Source organism: Pseudomonas sp. GW821-FHT12A04 (assembly GCF_058807755.1).
Genome location: NZ_JBXAQZ010000009.1, coordinates 40,876 through 65,242, shown reverse-complemented (window position 1 = coordinate 65,242; position 24,367 = coordinate 40,876). Strand labels below are relative to the sequence as shown.

27 protein-coding genes are annotated in these 24,367 nt (G+C 60.3%); 2 read left to right on the top strand and 25 right to left on the bottom strand.

Features of this window, described 5'->3' with window-relative positions:
• Window positions 1-20: 20 nt before the first annotated feature.
• The 3 genes from AC1RS8_RS15470 to AC1RS8_RS15460 form a co-directional block, all read right to left on the bottom strand.
• Window positions 21-641, bottom strand: coding sequence for a 2-dehydro-3-deoxy-6-phosphogalactonate aldolase (locus AC1RS8_RS15470; protein WP_090457179.1), 621 nt, complete (start codon window positions 639-641; stop codon window positions 21-23).
• Window positions 642-660: 19 nt separating this feature from the next.
• Window positions 661-1,653, bottom strand: coding sequence for a 2-dehydro-3-deoxygalactonokinase (locus AC1RS8_RS15465; RefSeq protein WP_489339053.1), 993 nt, complete (start codon window positions 1,651-1,653; stop codon window positions 661-663).
• 145 nt (window positions 1,654-1,798) lie between these two features.
• Window positions 1,799-2,281 carry a GNAT family N-acetyltransferase gene (locus AC1RS8_RS15460; protein WP_057713732.1) on the bottom strand — a complete coding sequence of 161 codons (483 nt, stop codon included), beginning with the start codon at window positions 2,279-2,281 and terminating at the stop codon, window positions 1,799-1,801.
• 293 nt (window positions 2,282-2,574) lie between these two features.
• Here AC1RS8_RS15460 and AC1RS8_RS15455 point away from each other — a divergent pair, with 293 nt between their 5' ends.
• Window positions 2,575-3,780, top strand: a complete 1,206-nt coding sequence (locus AC1RS8_RS15455; protein WP_489339054.1) for an MFS transporter — start codon at window positions 2,575-2,577, stop codon at window positions 3,778-3,780.
• Between the two features lie 81 nt (window positions 3,781-3,861).
• A complete protein-coding gene (locus AC1RS8_RS15450; protein WP_407514826.1) occupies window positions 3,862-4,185 on the top strand; it encodes a hypothetical protein in 324 nt (107 codons plus the stop codon).
• Between the two features lie 51 nt (window positions 4,186-4,236).
• Here the strand turns inward: AC1RS8_RS15450 and araH are convergent, their stop codons facing one another.
• From araH to AC1RS8_RS15340, 22 genes are all read right to left on the bottom strand, one after another.
• Window positions 4,237-5,205: an L-arabinose ABC transporter permease AraH gene (gene araH, locus AC1RS8_RS15445; protein ID WP_090457976.1), complete on the bottom strand. Its 969-nt coding sequence runs from the start codon at window positions 5,203-5,205 to the stop codon at window positions 4,237-4,239.
• A 12-nt stretch (window positions 5,206-5,217) separates the two neighbouring features.
• Complete coding sequence (gene araG / locus AC1RS8_RS15440) at window positions 5,218-6,762, bottom strand: L-arabinose ABC transporter ATP-binding protein AraG (protein ID WP_057713729.1); 1,545 nt, start codon at window positions 6,760-6,762, stop codon at window positions 5,218-5,220.
• 64 nt (window positions 6,763-6,826) lie between these two features.
• On the bottom strand, window positions 6,827-7,831 hold the full coding sequence (locus tag AC1RS8_RS15435) for a substrate-binding domain-containing protein (protein ID WP_057713728.1): 1,005 nt from the start codon (window positions 7,829-7,831) through the stop codon (window positions 6,827-6,829).
• 142 nt (window positions 7,832-7,973) lie between these two features.
• Window positions 7,974-8,792 (bottom strand): SDR family oxidoreductase, encoded by an 819-nt coding sequence (locus AC1RS8_RS15430; protein ID WP_223543670.1) that lies wholly within the window; start codon window positions 8,790-8,792, stop codon window positions 7,974-7,976.
• 273 nt (window positions 8,793-9,065) lie between these two features.
• Complete coding sequence (locus AC1RS8_RS15425; RefSeq protein ID WP_489339055.1) at window positions 9,066-9,941, bottom strand: SMP-30/gluconolactonase/LRE family protein; 876 nt, start codon at window positions 9,939-9,941, stop codon at window positions 9,066-9,068.
• A 127-nt stretch (window positions 9,942-10,068) separates the two neighbouring features.
• Window positions 10,069-10,785, bottom strand: a complete 717-nt coding sequence (locus AC1RS8_RS15420) for a FadR/GntR family transcriptional regulator (protein ID WP_057713725.1) — start codon at window positions 10,783-10,785, stop codon at window positions 10,069-10,071.
• A gap of 189 nt (window positions 10,786-10,974) precedes the next feature.
• Entirely contained in the window at window positions 10,975-11,535 is a 561-nt protein-coding gene (locus tag AC1RS8_RS15415; protein WP_090457194.1) for a DUF1285 domain-containing protein, read from the bottom strand.
• A 16-nt stretch (window positions 11,536-11,551) separates the two neighbouring features.
• Window positions 11,552-12,160 carry a DUF4823 domain-containing protein gene (locus tag AC1RS8_RS15410; protein WP_057713723.1) on the bottom strand — a complete coding sequence of 203 codons (609 nt, stop codon included), beginning with the start codon at window positions 12,158-12,160 and terminating at the stop codon, window positions 11,552-11,554.
• Between the two features lie 168 nt (window positions 12,161-12,328).
• On the bottom strand, window positions 12,329-13,297 hold the full coding sequence (locus AC1RS8_RS15405; RefSeq protein ID WP_090457196.1) for a GTP 3',8-cyclase MoaA: 969 nt from the start codon (window positions 13,295-13,297) through the stop codon (window positions 12,329-12,331).
• 137 nt (window positions 13,298-13,434) lie between these two features.
• A complete protein-coding gene (locus tag AC1RS8_RS15400) occupies window positions 13,435-14,073 on the bottom strand; it encodes a TetR/AcrR family transcriptional regulator (protein ID WP_007977040.1) in 639 nt (212 codons plus the stop codon).
• Window positions 14,074-14,415: 342 nt separating this feature from the next.
• Window positions 14,416-15,201 carry a TatD family hydrolase gene (locus tag AC1RS8_RS15395; protein ID WP_057713721.1) on the bottom strand — a complete coding sequence of 262 codons (786 nt, stop codon included), beginning with the start codon at window positions 15,199-15,201 and terminating at the stop codon, window positions 14,416-14,418.
• Window positions 15,202-15,267: 66 nt separating this feature from the next.
• Complete coding sequence (locus AC1RS8_RS15390) at window positions 15,268-16,254, bottom strand: DNA polymerase III subunit delta' (protein WP_489339056.1); 987 nt, start codon at window positions 16,252-16,254, stop codon at window positions 15,268-15,270.
• Window positions 16,247-16,879: a dTMP kinase gene (tmk, locus tag AC1RS8_RS15385; protein ID WP_057713719.1), complete on the bottom strand. Its 633-nt coding sequence runs from the start codon at window positions 16,877-16,879 to the stop codon at window positions 16,247-16,249. Before tmk ends, AC1RS8_RS15390 begins: the two co-directional genes overlap by 8 nt.
• Window positions 16,880-16,898: 19 nt before the next feature.
• The gene (mltG, locus tag AC1RS8_RS15380) at window positions 16,899-18,131 is read right to left on the bottom strand and encodes an endolytic transglycosylase MltG (protein ID WP_489339057.1); all 1,233 of its coding nucleotides are present in this window, start codon (window positions 18,129-18,131) and stop codon (window positions 16,899-16,901) included.
• A 3-nt stretch (window positions 18,132-18,134) separates the two neighbouring features.
• Window positions 18,135-18,950, bottom strand: a complete 816-nt coding sequence (pabC, locus tag AC1RS8_RS15375) for an aminodeoxychorismate lyase (protein WP_223532478.1) — start codon at window positions 18,948-18,950, stop codon at window positions 18,135-18,137.
• On the bottom strand, window positions 18,950-20,194 hold the full coding sequence (fabF, locus tag AC1RS8_RS15370) for a beta-ketoacyl-ACP synthase II (RefSeq protein ID WP_095056620.1): 1,245 nt from the start codon (window positions 20,192-20,194) through the stop codon (window positions 18,950-18,952). Before fabF ends, pabC begins: the two co-directional genes overlap by 1 nt.
• A 109-nt stretch (window positions 20,195-20,303) precedes the next feature.
• The gene (gene acpP, locus AC1RS8_RS15365; protein ID WP_003175607.1) at window positions 20,304-20,540 is read right to left on the bottom strand and encodes an acyl carrier protein; all 237 of its coding nucleotides are present in this window, start codon (window positions 20,538-20,540) and stop codon (window positions 20,304-20,306) included.
• 196 nt (window positions 20,541-20,736) lie between these two features.
• Complete coding sequence (gene fabG, locus AC1RS8_RS15360; protein ID WP_090457205.1) at window positions 20,737-21,477, bottom strand: 3-oxoacyl-ACP reductase FabG; 741 nt, start codon at window positions 21,475-21,477, stop codon at window positions 20,737-20,739.
• A 16-nt stretch (window positions 21,478-21,493) separates the two neighbouring features.
• Window positions 21,494-22,432: an ACP S-malonyltransferase gene (fabD, locus tag AC1RS8_RS15355; protein WP_008050436.1), complete on the bottom strand. Its 939-nt coding sequence runs from the start codon at window positions 22,430-22,432 to the stop codon at window positions 21,494-21,496.
• 125 nt (window positions 22,433-22,557) lie between these two features.
• A complete protein-coding gene (plsX, locus tag AC1RS8_RS15350; protein WP_079246722.1) occupies window positions 22,558-23,568 on the bottom strand; it encodes a phosphate acyltransferase PlsX in 1,011 nt (336 codons plus the stop codon).
• Window positions 23,569-23,572: 4 nt separating this feature from the next.
• On the bottom strand, window positions 23,573-23,755 hold the full coding sequence (rpmF, locus tag AC1RS8_RS15345; protein WP_003179396.1) for a 50S ribosomal protein L32: 183 nt from the start codon (window positions 23,753-23,755) through the stop codon (window positions 23,573-23,575).
• A gap of 13 nt (window positions 23,756-23,768) precedes the next feature.
• Window positions 23,769-24,296 carry a YceD family protein gene (locus tag AC1RS8_RS15340; RefSeq protein WP_007942001.1) on the bottom strand — a complete coding sequence of 176 codons (528 nt, stop codon included), beginning with the start codon at window positions 24,294-24,296 and terminating at the stop codon, window positions 23,769-23,771.
• Window positions 24,297-24,367 lie beyond the last annotated feature (71 nt).

The following is a 24,367-nucleotide window of genomic DNA, read 5'->3' as shown; positions in this document are numbered from 1 at the left end:
GCTCGGCGCTCAATGAAGTCTCAGCGAAGGGCTTTCCAGGCAGCGACGTAGGCCTCGGCATTGGCCGACACTTGTGTAGGCGTCATGCCCGGTTTGAACAGGCCGGAACCGAGGCCGAAACCTTTGACACCGGCGTCGATGAACGACTGCATGTTGTCCGGCGTGATCCCGCCGACCGGCGCCAGCAGGGTTCCGGCAGGCAATACGGCGAGCCAGGCTTTGACGACTGCCGGCCCCATCTGCTCGGCCGGAAACAGCTTCAGCACATCCGCGCCTTCAGCCAGTGCCGTGAAGGCTTCGGTCGGCGTGGCGACACCCGGCGACAGGTACAGCCCTGCCGCTTTCGCCGCGCGCAAGACCTTCGGATCGCTATGGGGCATGACGATCACCTGGCCGCCCGCGGCTTTCACTTGCTCGACCTGCTCCGGCGTCAACACCGTACCGGCACCGATCAGGCAATCGGCGGGCAAGGTACTGCGCAGGATGCGGATACTTTCGTACGGTTCAGGGGAATTGAGCGGCACTTCGATGACGCGAAATCCGGCGGCGTACAGGACTTCGCCGATGGCCGCCGCTTCCTGCGGGCGCAGGCCACGCAGGATCGCGATCAGGCCGTTTTGCGCCAGGGCTTGTTTGAGCATGTCAGGACTCCAGTCAGGTTTAACGGGATGCGGTGCACGTGACCAGGCCGGCAGCCAGCGCCAGTTGCCACAACCCGCGTTCGGTGGCTTGTTCGGCCAGAATCACCCGGGCAAAACCGCAGGCGTCGAGCGCACGGCTGTAGCGGGCACAGAGTTGGGTGTTGCCGATGAGGATGATCGAAGGCAGATGCACGCTGTTGCGTCGGCGCCGCTGGACATTGGCCACGGCCGTCAACTCGTGGCCGATCAGCAGGCCGGACAGATAGTCCGCCTGGGCGATTGCGCTCAACTCGCCGGTCAGCCCGAGACTGCGGGCGCTGAACATCGTCGACAGCAGGCCGATTTCACCGTGCGCCGACAACGCGACCTTCACGCCGCGATCAAACGCATCGCCATCGAAAGACGCGCCACATTGTTGGGTGCGCCCGAGAATGCTGTGTTGACTGAGCACAGCGAAGACTTCGCCGGTCATGAAAGTGTCGAAGTGCACGATGCAGCCGTCGGCCACTTCCACCCATTTCGAATGGCTGCCCGGCAGGCCGATCAGCAGATCAGCGCCCGTCTCGCTCGTCAGGTTTTGCAGCACGCCGAGTACCTGGGTTTCTTCGCCACGCATCACGTTCGGCAAAGGCGAACGCTCGATGACGCCGGGCACGATGTGCACATCGACGCCGCGCCGGCTGCGCACAGTTTGCAAGGACGTACCGAGCGTGGCGACGTTCGCCGGCGTGTCCCGGTAAGCCGCTTCGCTCCAACCCTGGGCGCTGCCGACCATGCCGCAGGCAATCACCGGTAAATCCGGCTGGGCGTCGAGCCAGTCGCCACAAGCCTCATCGAAGGCCAGTTCGAAACCATCGGCGCATTCCCGGCCGCCAATGATTCGCGGCGCTTTCGGCAGCTGCATGATCCCCGACGACAGCGAACGCTGTTCGAGCACTTGCCCGCCTTCGGCCAGTTTGTAAGCACGTAATGAGGTTGTCCCCCAGTCGAGCGCGATCAATTGCGCCTGCATCGCTTCACCTGTTTTGGTTTTTGGCAGTGAGTGAGCGGGACTATAAACCTGCGAAGGGACAAATCTCAATATATAAATATCAATCCCATATTATGAGACAAGGCAAAAAAATCGCAGCCCGAAGGCTGCGATCTTTTAGAAGCGATCAGTTACCCGCTGCAAAATCCCGCAACACCGCCCCATCCATCCGATAGCGCACCCACTCCTCCTGCGGCTGCGCGCCCAGGGATTTGTAGAAATCGATGGCCGGCGTATTCCACTCCAGTACGCTCCACTCGAAACGGCCGCAGTCGTTGGCGCAGGCGATTTTCGCCAGATGCCGCAACAGGGTCTTGCCCGCGCCACCGCCGCGTTGTTCCGGGGTGATGTAGAGGTCTTCGAGGTACAGGCAGTTGCTGCCAAGCCAGGTGGAATAGCTGAAGAAGAACACCGCGAAACCGATGGGTGCACCCTCGCGCAGGCAGATCAGGCCATGGGCTGTGGCGCCTTCGCTGAACAGGCTGCGCTCGATATCGGCAACGCTGGCGATGACTTCATGGCGGGCACGTTCGTAGTCGGCCAGTTCAGTGATGAACGCGAGGATTTGCGGTGCGTCACTGGGGGTCGCCGGGCGGATTTCGATCGTCATGGACGTGCCTTGTCAAAAGTGGAAAACGCCATACTAAGTCGGCGCGGTATTTGTGGCGAGGGAACTGTCCCAACACCTGTAGGAGCGAGCTCGCTCGCGATGGTCGTTAACGATAACGCGTGCTTTCTGGATACATGTGGTGTTCTCGGGGTCATCGCGAGCAAGCTCGCTCCTACAAAGGGGGTTTACTCCGGCCGGCACTAACCCTGGAATCGATAACCTCGGACCTAATATTCGGGGTCTGCGTGGTTAGATAGACGCGCTGCTCATTTATCCGGTCAAGGAACCGCGTCATGCCCACCGCAACACCCCCAGTTTCAAACAAGCTGTTCGGCCTTTTTTGCCTCGCCAGTTACCTGTTGTCATTGTCCTACGGCTCGACGTTTCTGCTGTCGTTGCTGATGGGTTCTCGCGGCGGTAACGAACACGACGCCGGAAGTGTGATTTCGGCGGCAATGCTGAGCACCTTTGCAGCGGTGATTGTTTCCGGTCATTTGTCCGACCTGCTCGGTGCCGCCCGCTCGGTGGCGCTGTTCGGTGTATTGCTGGTAGCGGCCAGCCTGGGCTTCGCCCTGACCCCGGGCTTCGGTCATCTGCTGTTGTTTTTCGGCCTGCTGCTGGGCTTGGGCTGGGGCGTGTTCTACACCCTGGGGCCGATCATCGTGGCGAGCCTGGTGACACCCGCGCAGCGCGCCAGATACTTCGCCCTGTTGTCCGGCAGCATGATGACCGGGATCGGCAGCGGCCCTTTGCTCGGCCGCGCGGCGAGTGCGCTTGGCTATCCGGTGACCGCGGCGTTTTACCTGGCGGCGCTGGCCAGCCTGATCGGCGTATTGCTGTTCTGGCGCCTGGATCGACAACTGAAACCGGCGCCCGCGCAATCTGGCAGCGTGTCGCGAATTTCCTGGCGTGCAGCGGGTCAGGTGCTGTCGTCCAAGGCCGTTTTTCCGATCATCATGGTTGGTCTCGGCGGCTGCGTGTTCGGTGGTCTGTCGAGCTTTCAAACCAGTTATGCCGCAGCGCGCTCGCTCGACTATTCGCTGTTCTTCCTCGGCTTCATGAGCGCGGCGATCAGCGGCCGCATGCTGGTTGCCGGTTTCGTGGTCAAGCGCGATCCATTGCGTGCATCGTGCCTGCTTTCGGGGCTGATGCTGGCATCGATCGTGATGTTCGGTTTTGTCGTCGACAGCAGCGTCAGCTACGTGCTCGCCGCAGTGATGCTCGGGATCGGTTACGGCCTGACCTACTCGGTGATCAACGGCCTGGCCGCCAATGAAGCGCCGAACGGCACCACCGCACAATCCTTGCTGCTGTTCAGCCTGTCGTACTTCATCGGCGTGTTCGGATTTCCATTGCTGGCAGGGAAAATCATCGTCGAGCAAGGCATGCCCACGCTGTTGCTCACGGTGTTGGCGGTTGCCTCGCTCAACTGGCTGATCACCGTGGGCCGCTTGATCTGGCGTAGAGCCATAGCGGTCAGGGCACTGCAGGAGGCCTGAGCCGTTCGTCGCTGACAATGCACCCATCCGGATCGAGGGCGGACTAATCAGGTAAGGACTCTACTCGCTGGAGACACCACCATGACCCTGTCCAGGTTGACCGCCCTCGTTTTCACTGCCCTTTTATCCGCCGCCTCCTTCGCCGGAACCATCGGCTCGAGCACCGGCCCGACCAATCCGGTGGAAAAACCCAGGGCTCCCGCCATCCAGAGTGCCCCCGGCATGAACACCGATGGCACGACGATCGACCATAACCTGCCGCCCGCCACCGGCACCGACCCGCGGATTCAAGGCAACGACGCGGGACGTCAGGGCGGGACGAACCTGCCGGACAAAAAAACACCCGGCAGTGGTGGCCTCGGTTCAAGCACCACCGAGGACGAGGAAAGCCATTTGAGCCAGTAATGAAGCCAGTCCGTCATCGCGAGCAAGCTCGCACACAGGTGTAATGGGGTATCAGCGCTGTTTCAGGCGGTCAATCACGACGGCCAGAAGCAAAATCGAACCCCGGATCACATACTGATAAAACGTATCGATGTTCTTCAGGTTCATCGCATTTTCGATGATCGCCAGAATCAACACCCCGGCGATCACGTGCCGGATCATGCCGATCCCGCCACTCAACGACACCCCGCCCAGCACGCAGGCCGAGATCACCGTCAATTCGAAACCCTGGCCGATCATTGGCTGGCCGGAGGTCATGCGCGAGGCCAGGATCACCCCGGCCAACGCGCCGATCACACCGTGTACGGCGAAGATGATGATCTTGGTCCGGTCGACATTCACACCGGCCAGTAGTGCCGCTTCCTGGTTGCCGCCGATGGCCATGGTGTTGCGCCCGTAGGTGGTGTAGTTCAGCAGCCAGCCGAAGAACAGGAAGCAGACGATGGTGATCAGGATCGGTACCGGCACGCCAAACATCTGGCCGTTACCGAACACAAAGAACGATTCCTGGGACACCCCCACCGCTTTGCCGTTGGCGAAGATGTAGGCCAGGCCGCGCACGATCTGCATGGTCGCCAGCGTGGTGATCAGCGCATTGACCCGCAGCTTGGCGATCACTATCCCGTTGATCAACCCGACGATCAGGCCCATCACCAGCGCGGCACAGACACCGAGAAACACGCTGTCGGTGTCGCGCATCACCACCGCCGCGACCACCCCGGCACAGGCAATCACCGAGCCCACCGACAAGTCGAAATGCCCGGACGCCAGACAATACAACATGGTGCAGGCAGCAATTCCGGTGGTGGAAATCGCCAGGCCCAAGCCACGCATGTTCAGCGGTGAAAGGAAGTTGTCGATCAGCAAGGTGCAGGCGACAAAGATGCCGACCGCCGCCAGCAGCATCACCCAGTCATCAAGGAAGCGCCGCAAGTCCAGCGGTTTGCGCGTGGTCGGCAGGGTGTTGTTTTGGGTTGTCATCATAGTCACCTCTCAGTTCGCCACGCCGTCGGCGCGTTGGCGCGGCAAAGCCAGTTGCAGCAGGTTGGATTCGTTGGCCTGTTCGCGGCTCAGCTCGCCACGCAGGGCGCCTTCGCACAGCACCAGGATGCGGTCGGAAATGCCCATGACTTCCATCAAGTCGCTGGACACCACAATCACCGCGATCCCCTCGGCTGCCAGGTTATGGATGATCTGGTAGATCTCGGCCTTGGCACCGATGTCGATGCCGCGCGTGGGTTCGTCGAGCAGCAGCACTTTCATCGGCATCGACAGCCAGCGGCCGAGAATGGCCTTCTGCTGATTGCCACCGGACAGGTACATGATTTTCTGCGCCGCGTTGGGTGTCTTCACTTTCAACGCCTTGATCTGCTGCTCGGCGTTGTCCTTCTCCCACAGGCCACGCAACAGGCAACCGAAGGTGGAGTGGGCGCCTCGGGCGCTGATGTTGATGTTCTCCGCGACGCTGGCCAGCGGCAGGATGCCTTCCTTCTTGCGGTCCTCGGGGCACAACAGGATCCCGGCGGCAATCGCGTCCCGGGGTGAACGCAGCTTCAGTTCATGGCCTCGAAGTTTCAGCTGTCCGGCGCTGTGGCGCGCCAGGCCACTGAGCAGGCGCAACAGCTCGGTGCGACCGGCCCCGACCAGCCCGAACAGCCCGAGGATTTCGCCTTTGTGCACCTCGAAACTCACTGGCTCGCGCAACCCCGGCCCGAGCAGTCCGTCGACCTTGAGTGCCACCGCGCCGCGTTGGCGCGGGCGGTAATCGTAGATGTCCTGGATGTCGCGCCCGACCATGCAGGTGACCAGTTGATCGTGGGTCAGTTGGCTCATGTCATCGAACGTGCGCACGTAGCGCCCGTCCTTGAACACCGTCACCGCGTTGCAGATGCGGAACACTTCTTCCATGCGATGGGAGACATAGAGCACCACTTTTCCCTCGTCCCGCAGCCGGCCGATGATCGCCATCAAGCGGTCGATCTCCCTTGCCGAAAGGCTGCTGGTGGGTTCGTCGAAGGCAATCACGTGGGCGCCACGAGACAAAGCCTTGGCGATTTCCACCAGTTGCCGCTGGCCGAGAGACAGGCGCCCGACTTTCTCCTGCGGGTCGATTTCATCGGCCAGGCCTTTGAGGCAGGCCAGTGCCTGCTGGCGCAGAGTGCTGCGATTGATCAGGCCGAAACTGGCTGGCAGATGCCCGAGAAACAGGTTCTCAGCCACGGTCATTTCCGGCACCAGATGCAGCTCCTGGTGGATCACCGCGACGCCACTGCCGATGCTGTCGGCGGTGGACTTGAAGTCCATCGTCCGCTCGCCGATCTGCAAGGCACCGCTGCAAGGCGTGTAGGCCCCGCCGAGAATTTTCAGCAGCGTCGACTTGCCGGCGCCGTTCTCGCCCATCAAGGCGTGAACCTGCCCCGGATGGGCGACGAAGCTGATGTTGTCCAGCGCCTTCACCCCGGGAAAGGTCTTGCCGATCCCGTTGAAGCGCAAGCTGCCGGTAAGGCTGTGTTCGTGTTGGATTGTTTGCGCGTGCATAACCACCTCTTCACACCGATCAGGCGACCCCGCCGCCGAGGCCGCCGCTGAAGTCAAACGGCCATCAGTTCCACAGGCCGATCTTTTCCAGTTCCTGCTTGAAGTTGTCGCGGGTGATCAGCGTCACGTCATCCATGGCGGTGTACTTCGCCGGTTCTTTGCCGGTGGTGACCCACTCGTACATCATGCTGGCGGTGTTGTAGCCCTCGATGTGCGGGCTCGGCAGCATCGAGCCGTAGAAGCCGCTGTCGGGTTTCTTCAGCTCGCCGATGGCGTCGGTACCGTTGATGCCGATGCCGATCACGTTGGCCGCGGCGAAACCGGCGCTCTCGGTGGCGCGCACACCGCCGAGCACGGTGTTGTCGTTCATGCCGCCGATGATCAGGTTTTTCGCCGCCCCCGGCAGTTTCACCAGGGCCGAGTTGGTGGCGTCCATGCTGCCCGGCACGTCGAGGGTCTTGAGGGCCGCGAACAGGATGTGGTCTTTCGGCATGCCGGCATCCTGCAGCGCTTTCACCGAACCGTCGGTGCGCTTCTTGCCGGTGTCGAGTTCGTTGTAGGTGTTGATCACCGCATAGGTGTCTTTCCAGTCCCAGCCGCGTTTCTTCGCTTCGGTCGCCATGGCATTGCCTTGTTTCTGGCCGACTTCGAAAGCGGCCATGCCAAGGTACGGCACATCTTCCATGAACTTGCCGCTGGCATCGACGAAACGGTCATCGACGGCGATCACTTTCAACCCGTTGAGTTTGGCCTTGGCCATGATCGCCGGGCCGAGGGACACGTCCGGCGGGCAGATCACGAACCCCTTGGCGCCGTTGGCCGCGAGGCTGTCGATGGCAGAAAGGGTTTTCTCACCGTCGGGCACGGCGATCTTGATCAGGGTGAAGCCCTTCTCTTTCCCGGCCTTTTCGGCAAAGGCCCACTCGGTCTGGAACCAGGGTTCTTCGGCCTGCTTGACCAGGAAACCGATCTTCACTTCCTCGGCTGCCAGCAGCGTGTTGCTCAGGCTGAACGCCGAGACCGCCAACGCGGCACAGCACAGGGAACGGATAGCATGACGACGATTCATAAGCTGACTCCTTGTTATTTTTCTTGAGCACTCGTTGAAAGCGTTCTTTGTTAACCAACGGGCGGTAAACACATACTGCCAATAGTCATATCGTATGATGATTGGATTTCAGGCGTAGTAACACGCCTGAAAGCCCGATCACTCAGTCGTGGTACATCACCGAGCGACCACCATCGATGGTGATGCACGAGGCATTGATGAACGGCGCTTCATCACTGGCCAGGAACACGGCGGTCATTGCCACTTCGATCGGCTGCCCGATGCGGCGCGGCGGGTGCAGGTCAAACGCGCGCTGGCGTTCGGCGTGGGGGTCGGCAAAACCGTTCCAGTAATCGACGTTCAACTGGGTTTCGATGTAGCCCGGCGCAATCGCGTTGACGCGCACACCCTTGGGCGCATATTCGATGCCCAGCGCGCGGGTCAGGCCGAGCAGGCCATGCTTGGCCACCGGGTACGGGAAGCATCCAGGAATGATGTGGGTGGAATGGGTGGACGCGATATTGATGATGCTGCCGACGCCCTGCTCGATCATCTGCGGCAGCACCGCCTTGCAACCGTACCAGGCACCATCGAGGTCGATGGCAAAGCAGCGACGCCAGTCTTCCTCGGTCATTTCCAGCGGATCGCGGAATACGTTGACCCCGGCGCAGTTGACCAGCACATCGATCCGGCCGTGCAGGTCGATCGCCAGCCGGGCCATGGCGTGCAGGTCCTGCTGACGTGACACGTCGGCCTTGATCGCCACCACATCGGCGCCCTGGTCTCGCCAATGCGCCGCGACCTTCTCGACTTTCTCGACCTGAATGTCGCTGATGATCAACCTGGCCTGCTGGGACGCGAAGGTCGCCACAATCGCTTCGCCAATACCCTGGGCGGCACCGGTCAGCAAGACGACCTTGTTTTTCAGGCGTTCGCCCTTGGGCGGTTCGGGAACCGGTGGCAATGACAGTGGTTCAGCCATGGATCAAGACTCCTGTTTGAAAACACGACGAAAACCGGGCATCTGTCGATGTCCGGTCAAAAGGCGCTGGGTAGGAAACAGGTGAGTGCGAAAACGTTTCAGCTTGGAAACGTTCTGAGGCACAGGCTCCGCAAGGGAGCACGGGGGAACTTCGCTGCATCACTTCACCTGTTTTGTTTTTTTAAGTGTGAGTGCATGTAACTGGTGAGGCCGACTATAAACCTGGCCTGCAATAAATCTCAATATATATATTTACATCCCATATTTTGGGATTTAACCAGCAAAGCGCGTGCAATGTTTTCCAGGCACATCTACTGCGATCGACAACACAGCCCCATCCAACGGATGGCCCAGCGGACTGGCCGCGCTGGTGATGTACAGAGTTTTGAGGTCTGAACCGCCGAACACGCAACTGGTGGGACGACTGACCGGCAGTTCGATGATCCGATCGACTTTACCGTCCAGGCTCAACCTGAGCAGGCAGCTGCCGTCCCAACGGGCATTCCAGATAAAACCTTCGGCATCCATCGCTGAACCATCCGGGCCGCCACGCTCGTGCGGACCAAACCAGACCTGTGGCGCATCGAGGGCTCCGTCGGCACGGATGAAATGTCGATACAAGGTGCCGTCGAGGCTGTCGCCGAAATACACGGTGGTGGCGTCATCGCTCCACAGCAGCGTGTTGGGAATGCCCAGATTGCGCAGCAACGGCGCAACCCGCCCGGCGCGATCGATGCGGAACAGTCCACCGGAACGATGGACGATGGGCAGGTCTTCGCCGTTTGCGCCGATGTTGTTTTGCATGGTGCCGAGCCAGAGCCGGCCTTGGGCGTCGCAACGGGCTTCATTGGGGCGGTTGCCCGGTTGCGGATCGGCAACGCAAAACAGTGTCAGGCGCGGCGCCAGGCCCGGTGAGTCGAGATCGAGCCGATACACGCCGCTGCTCAATGCCACCAGGGCATCGCCGCTTTCGCAGGGAATGAACGCCGACACGTGCTCCGGCATCTGCCAGATCTGCACGTTGGCGCCGATCAACCGCAACGCCTGCTTACCGGCGATATCCACCCAGTACAGGGCTTGGGTGGGCGCATCCCAGAACGGGCCTTCGCCCAGTCGTGCCCGATGCTCGGTCACCGCAGTCCACGCCATGAAACCTCCTGCGTTGTTCTTGTTTTTATTGTGTAGGAGCCAGCTTGCTCGCGAAGGTGTGCCAGTCGACCTGGCGGTAGCTGATACACCATCGCGAGCAAGCTCGCTCCTACAGTGGTTCGAGCTGTCAGCTGGCTTTTTTATCGGCCATGACTTGCGGGTAGTAACGCTTGATCGCAAGGTCCGCGTTATCGATCAGGGTCATGCAGGCCCAGACACCCCGGGCGGTATCCCGGGCCGCGATAGCCTCGGCCAGGTCCCGGTGAATCGGCAAGGTGCGACGCAGTTCATCCGGGTCGGCGGCGGACACTTCAAAGGCCACCGCCAGCAACGCGCCGAGCGCGGGAACCATTTGTTCAATGAATTGATTGTGGCTGGCGGCGAGGATGCACTCGTGAAAGAACTGGTCGGCACGGTTGTAATCGATGCCGCTGTCCACCGCCCGTTCCAGCGCGTTGCAGGCCAACAGAATCTCGTTCACCTGTTCGCCGGTTGCGCGCTCGCAGGCCCAGCGCACGGCCATCGGTTCGATGGTGCGGCGCAGGTCGAGCAGATCGTCGACGAAGTTTTCCGGTAAGCCGCTGCGCGACAACCAGCCAACGACTTGTGGATCGAAGAGGTTCCAGCGCCGCACTGGCAATACCCGCGTGCCGACTTTCGGCCCGACCTCGAGCATGCCTTTGGCAACCAGGGTCTTGATGGCTTCACGGATGACCGTGCGGCTCACGCCGAGTTGTTCGCCGAGGTCGGCTTCGACCTTGAGTGACTCACCTGGCTTGACCTGCCCCGTGGCGAGCCAGCAACCCAGCCAGTCAACCGTCGATGCATGAAAGCTGCTGGACATGGACACCTCAATGCCGTTCGCGATGGAGGCCCACGCTAATCATCATATGATTGGATGTCAATTTGATTTTTTGAGTGTTCGCAAACCCCTGTGAGAGCGAGCTTGCTCGCGATGACGGAGTAACAGGCAACATGGATGTTGAATGTTATGCCCTCATCGCGAGCAAGCTCGCTCCCACAGGGTTATGGGTCAGGGTTCGAGACCGATGGGGAAGAACTCGCCGCCACTCCATACACCGAGCCAGCGCTGGCCGTCGATCTCGCGACTCACCGCCAGCTCCACCAATTGATAGAACACGTTGCGATGGATCAACGCTTCAAGATTGCTGCGCACATGCACGTAAGGGGCAGGCTCTTGCGTTACCGGGTCGATGACCACACGCAGGAGGTGCTCGGCGCCGGCCTCGGTGGTTTCATCGACGTTGGTGGTAAAGCGCAACACCTGCGCCTCGCCCTCGCCTTCCACGTCCACCGCAATCGCCACGAACGGCGCATCGTCGACCTTGATCCCGACCTTTTCCACCGGTGTGATCAGGAAATAATCATCGCCGTCGCGGCGAATGATAGTGGAGAACAGTTTGACCATCGGCTTGCGCCCGATCGGCGTGCCCAGGTAATACCAGGTGCCGTCCCGGGCGATGCGCATGTCGATGTCGCCGCAGAAATCGGGATTCCACAGGTGCACCGGCGGCAAGCCTTTGGTCTTGGGGATTTGCCCCAGCAAGTCGTTGGCTTTTTGCGGGCCACTCATGGCGTTCTCCTTGAAATTACTGGTCGCTGAGCCCCAGCAGGCTGCGCGCGTATTGTTCCAGCGGCGGGCCCATCAGGTCTTCGGGTTTTTTATCGTGGAACGTCAGTAAACCGCCACGACTCTTGATGGTTGCAGTATCAATCAAATACTGGGTGCTGGTCTCGATCAACATGATCTGAATCATACCGCTGTCGATGCCGAGACGATCCAGGGCTTCCTGGTCCAGCCACTCGTCCGAGTTGCCGATACGGTCGTCAGACTTGGCAAACCGGGTGTAGAGCAGATAGTGCGCACCGGCCGCACGGGCTTCGCCCATGGCCTGGTCGAGGCCTTCCGGCGTACGGGCACGGCGGACCATCGGGAAATATTCGACAAAGCCGTCGAACGCGACTTCGGCAATCACGTTGGGCCGCGGATAAACGGCGCTGCCCGGCGGCATGAAAGCGCCCTGGGCGATGTAGACGAACGAGTCCGGCTGAATGCGCAGGTTGTTTACGCGACGGCTGTCACTGTGATCGAGCAGCCCCGCATCGCTCATATGGTAACGAGTCCCTTCGGCCATATCGCTGACGTTCATGCAGCCACCAAGTGCCAAAACGGCCAGCAGCAAAACCAGGCTACGCATCCTATCCTCCAGAGGCCGGTGTCGGAAAACCGGCGAATGGCCGTAGGATGCAGCTTCCGCGCCAGCTCATTAGCATCAGCATCTGACAGACCGAATCGCGAGCAAGCTCGCTCCCACAGGGGATTGCATATCACCCGTGGGAGCGAGCTTGCTCGCGATTGCGGAAGATCAGCCGCCGATAATCTTCATGACAGTCGCGCCGCCAGAGAACGCCACTTCCTGCTTGTCACCCAAGGCTTTCACCAGCAGCCGCTGCAGGGCCGGCAGGGCCTGATGGCGTGGCTTGTCCAGCAGGTCACCGATGTAATGGCGATTGCTCGACGACAGGCAGCCATGCAGCCACCCGGTGGAAGACAAACGAAGTCGCGAACAGGTACGGCAGAAAGGCACGCTCTCGTTGGCGATCACGCCGAAATAACCCTGGCCGGGAATTTCATATCGAACGGCCGTCGCATCGACCGGGGCATCGGCTTGCAGGTATTCGTAGCGTTCGCCGATCAGGCTCAGCAATTGCTGGAGACTGACGAACTGCTGCAGAAAGGCATTGGAATCGTTGGCCAGGTGGCCCATGCGCATCAGTTCGATGAAGCGCAGTTCATAACCGCGCTCCAGGCAGTAGTCGAGCAGCGGCATCACTTGATCGAGGTTCTGTCCGCGCAGCGGCACCATGTTGACCTTGATCTTCATGCCGGCCGCACTGGCCTCACTCATGCCGTCGAGCACGGTGGCCAGGTCGCCGCCCCGGGCAATACTGCGGAACGCACTGGCGTCGAGAGTATCGAGGGAGACGTTGAGGCGCCGGATACCGGCGTTCACCAGCAGCGGCAGTTTCTTCGCCAGCAACTGGCCATTGGTGGTCAGGCTGATGTCTTCCAGGCCCATCTGCCCGACCGCCGTCATGAACGCCTCGAGTTTCGGGCTGACCAGCGGCTCGCCGCCGGTAATGCGCAGACGCTCGATGCCCGCCGCTTCAATCAGATAAGCCACGCCGCGCGCCATGGCTTCGGCCGACAATTCATCCTGCGCAGCCACCAGCCGCTTGCCGTTGGGCACGCAGTAGGTACAGGCGTAATTGCAGGCAGAGGTCAGACTGATTCGCAAGTTGCGAAAACGCCTGCCTTGACGATCAACGATCATGGTCACTCCGGCGGAAGAATATCGGGCCGCTAAAACTTGACTCAGAAATCAAGTTTTAGCAAGTCCTCTACCTGAGTATATTCCTGCGCTACTGCGCCATGTAGCGAAATCATGGCGCAATAAGGCAACTGAATGGCTCAGCTGCCGGAAGTGTCGGTGTCACGCTTGCGCTTGTTGCCCATGCGCACGCCGATGTCCATCAGGAACTGGAAGAAACCTTCCTGATCTTCCAGCACATTGCTCCAGAACGGCGAGTGATACAGCGCGACGGCACCGTGCACCAGCGCCCAGGACGCGCAGTAGTGGAAGTAAGGTGGCACGTCTTCCAGCTTGCCTTCGCTGATCCGGCCCTTGATCAGCAAGGTCAGGCGTTCGAAGTTCGAGGCACGGATCTTGTGCAGTTCCTCGATCATCTCCGGCACCTGGTTGCCCTTGACCACTTTCTCTTCGAGGCGGTCGAACAGGCGATAGCGTTGGGGATCGCGCATGCGGAATTCGAAGTAGGCCCGGGACAGGGCTTCCTTGTCCTTGTCGACATCGGCCGAATGCAGCAGAGCGTTCAAATCGCGCTCGTAGTCGAGCATCAGGCGCAGATAGATTTCCGCCTTGGATTTGAAGTGCTTGTAGATCGTGCCTTTGCCGATACCGACGGCATCAGCAATCATCTCGACGGTGACACTGTCTTCACCTTGTTCGAGGAACAGCTTGAGCGCGGTATCGAGAATTTCCTGCTCGCGGCGACGGAATTCACGGACCTTACGAGGTTCTTTATGCATAAGAAAAGGTCTGTCGGGGTCAAAATTCGAAGCCGCGTATTATGCCTAACTTACGCAAAAATGCACGGATCATCCGACCATATCTGCGCTTTCTGGTCATTCCGCGTACGTTTACAGGGTGATGAGAACTCTTCCGAAGCGCACGTATTCCAAATTTGTTTAAAAACCCGGACCGGTAAACTGGACGAGGCGCAATCCTGATCAATACTTGAACTGTCGGCGGGGCATCTCCCCCAAGTGTCACGCCGATATTGGTACCAACGGACCGCGTGCCATTGTTTTACTCCTAATGGTCTTAACCCGGATTCACCCCCCAGAACCCGGGTTTTTTTTGCCTGCGATTTAACCTTTTACGTGTGCCAGCGGGAACAGTCGCTTGAAATTCGCCGTGGTTTGCTCGGCAAACCGCTCGTAGGGCTCACCGCGCAACATTGACAGAAATTCCGCAACTTCACGCACGTACTGCGGCAGGTTTGGTTTGCCGCGATAGGGAATCGGTGCCAGGTACGGCGAGTCGGTTTCCACCAGCAAACGGTCGGCCGGCACCTTGCTGGCCACATCACGCAATGCGTCGGCATTGCGAAAAGTGACAATCCCGGACAGGGAAATGTAATAGCCCATGTCCAGCGCGGCCTTCGCCATCTCCCAGTCTTCGGTGAAGCAATGCAACACGCCTGCCTGGGGCAGCGCCGCGTCCCGCAGCAAGTCCAGGGTATCGGTGCGGGCGCCACGGGTATGGATGATTACCGGTTTGCCGGTCTGCTGCGCCGCTTGCAGGTGCAGGCGGAACGATTCCTGCTGCAACTCTGCCGCTTCCGGCTCGTAGTGGTAATCGAGGCCGGTTTCGCCAATCGCCACCACCCGCGGGTGATTGAGCTCCTGCAACAGCCAGTCCAGCGCCGGCGCGGCCCCCGGCTGCACATCCAGAGGGTGCACGCCTACCGAGCAGTCGACATCGTCATAACGTTCGGCCAGGGCCTTGACGTCGGCCGCGTTGTCCGCGCTGACACCGATACACAGAAAGTGCCCGACCCCACGCTGCCGGGCAGCTTCCAGGGCAGCATCCAGGGAGCCCTCGTGGGCGGTCAGGTCAAGACGATCAAGGTGACAATGGGAATCTACGAGCATAAAGGGCTGCAACTTGTATGGGTGGGACGGTCGATGTTCTGATACTCAGAGTCTAGGCGCAGACAGTCATCGTTGGGCAGGCAACGACACCCATTGCACCAGCAATGCTTCCAGCAACAAGGCCGGGTTGAGGTTGGCCTTGCTCAGGACTTTCTGCCGCTGGGCGAGGATCCAGTCCTGAATATCGAGGACTTTGCCCTGGGCGCTTTTCTGCGCCAGGTATTGCACGACCTTGCGCATGTCGGTCAGGCCAAGGCCGGCTTCATCCTGAGTCAATTGATAGCGCAGGATCAGGCTCGACCAATCGCAGAACCAATCGAACAGGCGCAACATCGGAATGTTTTTCCATTCTTCGGCCAGTTGCGTCGGCGACTGCTGTTGCTTGAGGAGTTTTTTCACCCCTTCCACCACTTGCGCGCGCTGTTCACGTACGCCCTGGGCCTGGAGATTGACCGCCGCCAGCGGCGAACCGGCGGCCAGCGTCAGCAGTTCGACGCGCTCATCTTCGGAGGATTCCGGCAACGCCTGGGCCAACCACTTCAAGCTCATGGCCTCGCCCGGCAGCGGACAGGCCTGCTGCACGCAGCGACTCTTGATGGTTGGCAACAAGCGGCTCGGCTGATGGCTGACCAGCAACAGAACGGTATCGCCGGACGGTTCTTCAAGGCTTTTGAGCAAGGCGTTGGCGGCGTTGATGTTCATCGACTCGGCCGGCTCGATCAGCACCACTTTGCGCCCGCCCAACTGTGCGGTCTGCACCACGAAACCGACCAGGTCGCGAACCTGGTCGACCTTGATCGCCTTGTCGGCTTCTTCCGGCTCCAGGATGTAGTTATCCGGATGGCTGCCAGCCCTGAGCAGCAGGCAGGATTTGCATTCGCCGCAGGCTTGCAGCGCGTTCGGGCGCTGGCACAGCAAGCTGGCCATCAAGCGCTCGGCCAGTGCCCGCTTGCCGATTCCGGCAGGGCCATGCAGCAGGTAGGCGTGCGCATGCTGGGTGCGACCGGCCAGTTGCTGCCAGAGGTTTTCCTGCCACGGATAGGCCTCAGCCACGGCTCAACTCCAGCAGGCGCGGCAGCAAGGCATCCAGCGATTGCTGAACCTGTGCCAACGGCTGGGCAGCATCGACCAGCACATAACGCGCCGGATCCGCCTTGGCCCGCTTGAGGAAGGCACTGCGTACGGCATCGAAAAAGGTCCGGCCTTCGAGCTCGAAGCGATCCAGACGACCACGAGCGCTGGCGCGGGCCAGGCCGACCTCGACAGGCAGATCGAAAATCAGCGTGAGATCCGGGCGCAGATCGCCCTGGACGAAGGTTTCCAGGGTCGCGATGCGCTCCAGCGACAAGCCGCGACCGCCGCCTTGATAGGCGTATGTCGAGTCGGTAAAACGATCACACAAGACCACGGCACCGCGGGCCAGCGCCGGGCGAATCACCTCGGCCAGATGCTGGGCACGCGCCGCGAACACCAACAGCAACTCGGTATCCGGGTTCATGACTTCATCGACCGGGGCCAGCAGCACTTCACGAATGCGCTCGGCCAACGGCGTGCCACCCGGCTCGCGGGTCAGCACCACCTCGATGCCGGCGGCGCGCAGGCGCTCGGCCAGGTATTCGCGATTGGTGCTCTTGCCGGCGCCTTCCGGGCCTTCCAGAGTAATAAACAAGCCAGTCACAGGCAGTCCTTAATCAGAGTCATTGCGGGCTTTTCGGTGCGCTTGCATCGGGTTCGGGCGTTTCAGGGGCTGGCGCAGGATCTTGCGCCGGTACTTGCGGCAGCCCCTCGGGAGCCGTGTTCGGTGAAGCGGCCGGGATCGGCGCCTGCTCCTGCGAAGACCTGGCCTCCTGCATACCGTTTTGCTCAGCCTGGATTGGCGGCATCTCGGGCGTAGTAGCGGGAGCCGGGCTGGAGCGGTAATCGGCGCGGCGCTTGATCTGGAACTCCTTCACGGCATTGTTGTGGGCATCCAGGTCGTCGGAGAACACATGGGTGCCATCGCCACGCGCCACGAAGTAAAGGCTGTTGCCGTCCACCGGATTGAGTGCCGCATGGATGGCTTCGCGACCGACCATCGAAATCGGCGTCGGCGGCAATCCCGCATTCATGTAAGTGTTATACGGCGTCGATTCCCTGAGGTGAGCCCGGGTCAGCTTGCCGCTGTAGCGGTCGCCGAGGCCGTAGATCACCGTCGGGTCGGTCTGCAGCAGCATGCCCATCGCCATGCGCCGCACAAACACGCCGGCAATCTGCCCGCGCTCCTGCGGTACGCCGGTTTCCTTTTCCACCAGCGAAGCCATGATCAGCGCCTGGTAGGGTTCGGTGTACGGTGTATCTGCAGCGCGCTTCTCCCACTCCTTGGCGAGCACTTCATCGAGGCGGTCGTAAGCGGTTTTCAGCACCTCGACATCGGACATGCCCCGCACGTAACGATAGGTGTCAGGGAAGAAGCGCCCTTCCGGAAAAATCCCGGTGTGGCCGAGCTTGTCCATGACCTGGCTATCGCTCAAACCGTCGAGGCTATGTTCGAGCTTCTCTTCCCTGGCCAGCGCTGCGCGGACCTGACGGAAACTCCAGCCTTCGACCAGGGTCAGGCTGTACTGAACCATTTCCCCGCGTTTCCACAGGTCGATCAGGCCTTCGACGGTCATGCCGGGCTGAATGCGGTATTCACCGCTGTGCAGGGGTTGTCTGGCGAGGTTGAAGCGCCAATACACCCGCAGCCAGAATGCGTCCTTGATGACGCCGTTGGCTTCGAGTCGGTAGAGGGTGCGGGTCGGCGTGGTGCCCTTGGGCACATCCAGCAATTGTTCCTGGGTAATGTTCAGCGGCTGTACCAGCGCCGAATGAATCTTCCAGGCTGAAGCACCCATCAGCAGCCCCGCCAGAACCACTCCGGTTTCCAGCAGCAGCAAGAGTTTACGTCTCACGTATCAAGCATCCAGTAGCACACGGGCAATGGTTTGGAGTTTACGGGTGAGCGGCCCAACCGGCCAGTGAAGAGCAGCATAGGCGCGCACCGGCCAGACACCATACACGCTGTTGCAGACAAAGACTTCGTCAGCCCATTGCAGCTGTTCGAGGGGGATATCGGTGATTTGCGTGGGGATTCCCAGCGACTTGGCCTGAAACAATATTTCTGCGCGCATCACGCCTGCCACGCCGCAGCGCTTGAGGTCCGCTGTGATGAGCACGCCATCACGCACCAGGAACAAGTTGCTGAACACACCCTCAATTACGCGCCCGGCCTGATCGAGCATCAAGCCTTCGGCATGCTCGGTGTCCTGCCATTCGGCACGGGCGAGGACTTGCTCAAGACGATTGAGGTGCTTGAGGCCGGCCAGTAATGGCTGCCTGGACAATCGCGTGGCGCAGGGAAACAAACGAACACCCCGCTCACCATGCGCGGCAGGGTAAGCCACAGGTGGACTGCCTTGCACAATGCGTCGGGCCTGGGCCGAAGGATCGGGGGCATAACCGCGCAGACCGTCGCCACGGGTGAGAATGAGCTTGAGCACCCCGTCACCCAGTGCCGCGGCGTAGGCCAGCAGTTCGCTGCGGATCAGCTCCTGCTCGGCTGTTATCGCCAGGCGCGAACAGCCATCCGCCAGGCGCGACAGATGCCGGTCCAGCAACACGGGCTGACCGCTGCGCACGGCGATGGTCTCGAACAGACCATCGCCATAAGCCAGGCCGCGATCCTTCAGCGACAAAGCGTCAGCCGGCTGACCGTCGACCCAGCTGTCCATCAGCCTGCGAACCGACGGAACACCAGCGAACCGTTGGTGCCGCCAAAACCGAAGGAGTTGGAAACGACCACATCGATATCCATGTTGCGCGCCGTGTGCGGCACAAAATCGAGATCGCAGCCTTCGTCCGGCTCATCGAGGTTGATGGTCGGCGGCGCTACCTGGCTGTTGATTGCCAGCACGCTGAAGATCGCCTCGACCGCGCCCGCCGCACCCAGCAGGTGACCGGTCATGGACTTGGTGGAACTGACGGCCAGCTTGTAGGCGTGCTCGCCGAATACTGACTTGATCGCATTGACTTCGGCCAAGTCGCCTGCAGGAGTCGAGGTGCCGTGGGCGTTGATGTACTGCACTTGATCGCCATTGATTTTGGCATCGCGCAGCGCATTGGTGATGCAGCGCGCAGCACCCGCACCATCGGCTGGCGGCGAGGTCATGTGGTAGGCATCGCCACTGGTGCCGAAGCCGATCAGCTCGGCGTAGATGGTCGCGCCACGCGCCTTGGCGTGCTCGAGTTCTTCCAGTACCAGCGCACCGGCACCATTGGACAATACGAAGCCATCGCGGCCCTTGTCCCATGGACGGCTGGCGCGGGTCGGCTCGTCGTTGCGGGTCGACAGCGCGCGGGAAGCGCCGAAGCCGCCCATGCCCAGACCGCAGGCCGCCATCTCGGCGCCGCCGGCAATCATCACGTCAGCTTCGTCGTACATGATGTTGCGGGCAGCCATGCCAATGCAGTGTGTACCGGTGGTACAGGCCGTGGCGATGGCGTAGTTGGGTCCCTGTGCACCGAGGTGGATGGACAGGAAACCGGAAATCATATTGATGATCGAGCCTGGCACGAAGAACGGAGAGATCCGTCGTGGGCCGGTCTCGTGCAGCGTGCGGGCGGTTTCTTCGATATTGGTCAGACCGCCAATACCCGAGCCCATGGCCACGCCGATACGCTCACGGTTGGCGTCAGTGACTTCCAGACCGGCATTGCGTACCGCCTGAAAACCTGCGGCCAGACCGTATTGAATGAACAGGTCGAGCTTGCGGGCTTCCTTGACCGACAGGTATTCCTCGACATTGAAGTCCTTTACCGAGCCGCCAAAACGGGTGGAATAGGCAGAAAGGTCGGCGTGTTCGATCAGACCAATGCCACTGCGGCCAGCCAGAATGCCCTGCCAGCTGCTCGGCACATCCGTGCCCAGTGGCGACAACATACCCATACCGGTGACTACGACGCGTCTACGCGACACAGCACTCTCCTTTTTTCAAATGACGACTTTGCATCAGGCCTAAAGAAAAAACCGCACGCCATGATGGCAGTGCGGTTTTTCCATGACAGCGAGCAACGATTACAAACTATTACGCCTGGTGGCTAGTAACGTAGTCGATTGCAGCTTGTACAGTAGTGATCTTCTCGGCTTCTTCGTCAGGGATTTCGGTCTCGAATTCCTCTTCCAGAGCCATCACCAGCTCAACGGTGTCAAGGGAGTCGGCACCCAGGTCTTCAACGAAGGAAGCAGTGTTGACCACTTCTTCTTCTTTAACGCCCAGTTGCTCAGCAACGATTTTCTTGACGCGCTCTTCGATGGTGCTCATACCTTGTTTTCACTCCTAATGGACAAATTCAGGCAGCTGGCCAGTGGGTAAGTGTATAGAAAGGCTTTTCAGCTTTTCAACTGAAAGCTTCACTCCTCGAACCCGGTGACCCTCTGCCTATAAATAGATTGCAGCTTTATAACGGATTTTAGACAGCTCGTATGACATTTTTTTGAAGCAATCCGTCACATTTGAATTACATGTACATCCCGCCGTTCACCGGGATTGTAGCTCCGGTAACGTAAGCCGCACCGTCCGACGCAAGAAAAGCGACCACGGACGCGATCTCTTGAGCCTGCCCCAGACGACCCAGCGGAATCTGCGACTGCAAGGCTTCACGCTGTGCCTCGGGCAGTTCACGGGTCATATCGGTATCGATGAACCCAGGAGCCACCGAGTTTACCGTAATCGAACGCGAACCGACTTCGCGCGCCAGAGCACGGCTGAAACCTTCCAGACCGGCCTTGGCGGCAGCGTAGTTTACTTGGCCTGCGTTGCCCATGGCACCCACAACCGAGCCAATACTGATAATTCGGCCCCAACGAGCTTTGGTCATGCCGCGCAAAACGCCCTTGGACAGGCGGAACAGACTGTTCAGATTGGTATCGACAACGTCGTGCCACTCGTCGTCTTTCATGCGCATCATCAGGTTATCGCGGGTGATACCGGCATTATTGACCAGAATCGCCGGCGCACCGAACTGCTCCTGAATGCTCGCCAGAACACTTGCCACGGACTCGTCGCTGGTGACATTGAGTTCCAGGCCAGTGCCCTGAATACCGTTTTCCTTCAGGGTCGCGGCAATGCGCTCAGCACCCGACGCGGAGGTCGCGGTACCAACAACGATGGCGCCCTGACGACCCAGTTCCAGGGCGATAGCCTGGCCGATGCCACGGCTTGCACCGGTGACCAGTGCAACTTTACCTTGCAGACTCATGCAAGCTTCTCCTGATTCAGGCCAACGCTGCACGGGCGGCAGCGAAAGCGTCTGGGGTATTGAGGTTGGATGTCGACACGCCTTCGGCGCAACGCTTGTTCAGACCGGCCAGCACTTTACCCGGGCCACACTCGACCAGGTTGGTCGCGCCCTTGGCGGCCAGTGCCTGGACCGATTCAACCCAGCGTACTGGCTTGTACAGTTGCTCGAGCAGATCGCGCTTGAGGGTTTCCAGATCGGCCGGCACCTGGGCACTGACGTTCTGCACCACTGGAATCTGCGGTGCCTGCCAGTCGATCGCCGCGATCGATTCTGCAAAACGCTCGGCAGCCGGGCGCATCAGCTCGCAGTGCGACGGCACGCTGACCGGCAACGGCATGGCGCGCTTGGCACCACGTGCCTTGCAGCCTTCGATGGCGCGCTCGACGGCAGCCTTGGCACCGGCGATGACCACCTGGCCCGGCGAGTTGAAATTGACCGCGCTGACCACTTCGCCTTGCGCCGCTTCGGCACAGGCTGCCAGTACGTCGGCATCGTCCAGACCCAGGATGGCGGCCATGCCGCCCTGCCCGGCCGGAACGGCTTCCTGCATCAGCTGGCCACGACGCTCGACGAGCTTCACCGCATCGCCCAGGCTCAGACTGCCTGCCGCGACCAGCGCGCTGTATTCACCCAGGCTGTGCCCGGCAACGTAAGCCGGGCGCGCACCACCTTCGGCCAGCCACAAACGCCACAGGGCGATAGAGGCGGTCAGAATGGCTGGCTGGGTTTTATCGGTTTGATTGAGTTGCTCTTCCGGCCCTTGCTGGGTCAGTGCCCACAGGTCGTAACCCAGTGCATCGGAAGCTTCTTTGAATGTTTCAAGGACAACCGGATGTTGCGCGCCCAGCTCGGCCAGCATGCCGAGGGACTGCGAACCCTGTCCTGGAAAGACGAATGCGAGGGAAGCAGACATGTAACAAGCCCCTAATGATCTTGTCGTCGGAGAGTTGGCGCCCCGCTTTGGGGACGCAAGAAACTGACAGTTGGATGGCCCATCGAACCAAGCGGTCACATTTAAGCATTGTCCGACGAAAACGCCTAAAGCAACAAATCCTCCAGACGACCGTGCAGGCGCTCGGGAAGATTCTCCTGAATCTCGATCAAGGCGCGCTGAATGGCACTCTGAAACCCCTGAACCCCGGCAGAACCGTGGCTTTTCACCACAATGCCCTGCAAGCCGAGAAAGCTCGCACCGTTGTGCCGGGCAGGTGCCAGATCGGCCTGCAGGCGCTTCATCAACGGTAGTGCAAGCGCACCGACCACGCGAGAGGCCACGCTCTTCCTGAACAACGCTTCGATGCGCCCGGCAATCATGGTCGCCAGACCTTCGCTGGATTTGAGCAGGATGTTGCCGACAAAACCGTCACACACCACCACATCCGCTTCGCCACGGTACAAACCGTCGCCCTCGATAAAGCCGATGTAATTGATGCCACGGGCGCCTTGCAACAAAGTCGCGGCCAGCTTGACCTGTTGATTGCCCTTGATGTCTTCGGTGCCGATGTTCAGCAACGCCACCCGAGGACGCGCTATGCCCAGGGTCTCGGCCGCAACCGAGCCCATGACCGCAAACTGCAACAGATGCTCGGCACTGCAATCGACGTTGGCGCCCAGGTCGAGCAACTGGCAATAACCCTTTTGTGTCGGAATCGCCGCCACCATGGCCGGACGATCAATGCCGGGCAAGGTCTTGAGCACGAACCGCGACAACGCCATCAGCGCACCGGTATTACCGGCACTGACACAAGCCTGGACCTTGCCGTCACGCAACAACTCAAGCGCCACGCGCATCGACGAGTCGGGTTTGCCGCGCAAGGCCTGGGCAGGCTTTTCGTCCATGGTGATGACTTCGGACGCTGGCATTATCGACAGGCGCGCGCGATCCACAGCCGGATGGCCAGCGATCAGCTCTTCAAGAAGGGAGGGTTGACCGACGAGGGTCAGGTGCAGCGAGGGTGTGGCAGACAGGCAAGCAAGGCTGGCCTGGACAATGCTGCGGGGACCGAAGTCCCCGCCCATTGCGTCAATCGCGATGACTTGAGCGGACAAGTGATTACTCGTCAGCGCCCTTGTCGATCACTTTACGACCACGGTATACGCCTTCTGGCGATACGTGGTGACGCAGGTGAACTTCACCGGTGGTTTTTTCTACAGACAGGGTGCTAGCCTCGAGAGCGTCGTGCGAACGGCGCATGTCACGGGCAGAGCGGGATTTTTTGTTCTGCTGAACAGCCATAATTGATTAACTCCTAAACGTTTGGGTCACGCTTTAACTGCGCCAATACACTGAACGGGTTGGACCGCGTTACCTCGTCCTCGCTCGGTTCGGGCTCATCTGCTCCCGCCGGCTGCTGGCATTCTTCCGGATGATGAGCAGGCACAATGGGCAAGGCGAGCAGAAGCTCCTCCTCGATCAGTGACTGCAGATCCAAAGGATCTTCGCCCAGTTCCAGCACGTCATAACCTTTCGGCAACGACTGGGTATTCGCACCCTCCTTCACCACAGCGTAACTGCATTCGCTATGGATCGGCAGGGTGACCAGCTCAAGACAACGCTGGCAAACCATTTTGACTTCAGTGTCGATAAAGCTGTGGATGACCACAGATTTACGTTCATCTCGTTCAAAAACGAATTTAGCCTGCACCGTACCGACATTGTCGGAAAGCGGGTCGCAGAGTCTCTCCAAATCGGCCAGCAGCATTTCACCTTGAAGGGTGGTGCCACGATCAGCCAATTTGCGCGGGTCAACGTGAGGTGGAATCGGGTCATTCAACATAGGCGCAGCATTATAGGGATGCACCCGCCCATGTCAAAGGAAATTCAGCCCTGTCCGTCACTTGGAAGCCT

Bases quoted from the DNA above. Each gene is read 5' to 3' on its own strand.
- AC1RS8_RS15405 (WP_090457196.1), bottom strand. From the start codon at position 13,297: ATGATCGTTGATCGTCAAGGCAGGCGTTTTCGCAACTTGCGAATCAGT.
- araH (WP_090457976.1), bottom strand. From the start codon at position 5,205: ATGACAACCCAAAACAACACCCTGCCGACCACGCGCAAACCGCTGGAC.
- AC1RS8_RS15415 (WP_090457194.1), bottom strand. From the start codon at position 11,535: ATGAGTGGCCCGCAAAAAGCCAACGACTTGCTGGGGCAAATCCCCAAG.
- AC1RS8_RS15455 (WP_489339054.1), top strand. From the start codon at position 2,575: ATGCCCACCGCAACACCCCCAGTTTCAAACAAGCTGTTCGGCCTTTTT.
- AC1RS8_RS15400 (WP_007977040.1), bottom strand. From the start codon at position 14,073: ATGCATAAAGAACCTCGTAAGGTCCGTGAATTCCGTCGCCGCGAGCAG.
- AC1RS8_RS15460 (WP_057713732.1), bottom strand. From the start codon at position 2,281: ATGACGATCGAAATCCGCCCGGCGACCCCCAGTGACGCACCGCAAATC.
- pabC (WP_223532478.1), bottom strand. From the start codon at position 18,950: ATGGACAGCTGGGTCGACGGTCAGCCGGCTGACGCTTTGTCGCTGAAG.
- AC1RS8_RS15425 (WP_489339055.1), bottom strand. From the start codon at position 9,941: ATGGCGTGGACTGCGGTGACCGAGCATCGGGCACGACTGGGCGAAGGC.
- acpP (WP_003175607.1), bottom strand. From the start codon at position 20,540: ATGAGCACCATCGAAGAGCGCGTCAAGAAAATCGTTGCTGAGCAACTG.
- AC1RS8_RS15450 (WP_407514826.1), top strand. From the start codon at position 3,862: ATGACCCTGTCCAGGTTGACCGCCCTCGTTTTCACTGCCCTTTTATCC.
- araG (WP_057713729.1), bottom strand. From the start codon at position 6,762: ATGCACGCGCAAACAATCCAACACGAACACAGCCTTACCGGCAGCTTG.
- fabD (WP_008050436.1), bottom strand. From the start codon at position 22,432: ATGTCTGCTTCCCTCGCATTCGTCTTTCCAGGACAGGGTTCGCAGTCC.
- AC1RS8_RS15340 (WP_007942001.1), bottom strand. From the start codon at position 24,296: ATGTTGAATGACCCGATTCCACCTCACGTTGACCCGCGCAAATTGGCT.
- AC1RS8_RS15420 (WP_057713725.1), bottom strand. From the start codon at position 10,785: ATGTCCAGCAGCTTTCATGCATCGACGGTTGACTGGCTGGGTTGCTGG.
- AC1RS8_RS15435 (WP_057713728.1), bottom strand. From the start codon at position 7,831: ATGAATCGTCGTCATGCTATCCGTTCCCTGTGCTGTGCCGCGTTGGCG.
- AC1RS8_RS15470 (WP_090457179.1), bottom strand. From the start codon at position 641: ATGCTCAAACAAGCCCTGGCGCAAAACGGCCTGATCGCGATCCTGCGT.
- fabG (WP_090457205.1), bottom strand. From the start codon at position 21,477: ATGAGTCTGCAAGGTAAAGTTGCACTGGTCACCGGTGCAAGCCGTGGC.
- AC1RS8_RS15430 (WP_223543670.1), bottom strand. From the start codon at position 8,792: ATGGCTGAACCACTGTCATTGCCACCGGTTCCCGAACCGCCCAAGGGC.
- AC1RS8_RS15410 (WP_057713723.1), bottom strand. From the start codon at position 12,160: ATGCGTAGCCTGGTTTTGCTGCTGGCCGTTTTGGCACTTGGTGGCTGC.
- rpmF (WP_003179396.1), bottom strand. From the start codon at position 23,755: ATGGCTGTTCAGCAGAACAAAAAATCCCGCTCTGCCCGTGACATGCGC.
- AC1RS8_RS15395 (WP_057713721.1), bottom strand. From the start codon at position 15,201: ATGCTCGTAGATTCCCATTGTCACCTTGATCGTCTTGACCTGACCGCC.
- AC1RS8_RS15465 (WP_489339053.1), bottom strand. From the start codon at position 1,653: ATGCAGGCGCAATTGATCGCGCTCGACTGGGGGACAACCTCATTACGT.